General features: G+C 48.8%; 1 protein-coding gene. It reads right to left on the bottom strand.

Going from position 1 to position 250, the window contains the following annotated elements:
• Window positions 1-250 (bottom strand): glutathionylspermidine synthase family protein (locus tag V5P19_RS24135; protein ID WP_334408068.1); only part of this gene is annotated, 250 nt, incomplete at both ends.

The following is a 250-nucleotide window of genomic DNA, read 5'->3' as shown; positions in this document are numbered from 1 at the left end:
CATCTCCCACAGTAGCGGTAGAAGTGCCTTGTTGGAGATAATGCTCTTCCACGCCGGTTCCAGCCAGCGTACGCCTGCATCCTCCAGCTTGGTTGAGAACATCTCACGCAACATAAATTCCCACGGATACAGTTTGAACAGGTTGGAAATTACCTGATCCTGTAAATCCGTGAACTGACCTTTTTCACCTAACCCGATATCATCGATGTAGAGGAACTCAGTAGCAATTTCAGCTTCCGTTGCGCAGTCC

The sequence above is a fragment of the Enterobacter sp. UNJFSC 003 genome, assembly GCF_036903355.1.
Lineage (GTDB): Bacteria > Pseudomonadota > Gammaproteobacteria > Enterobacterales > Enterobacteriaceae > Enterobacter.
Note: the sequence above shows the minus strand (reverse complement) of the source record. Positions and strands in the feature narration are given on the sequence as shown.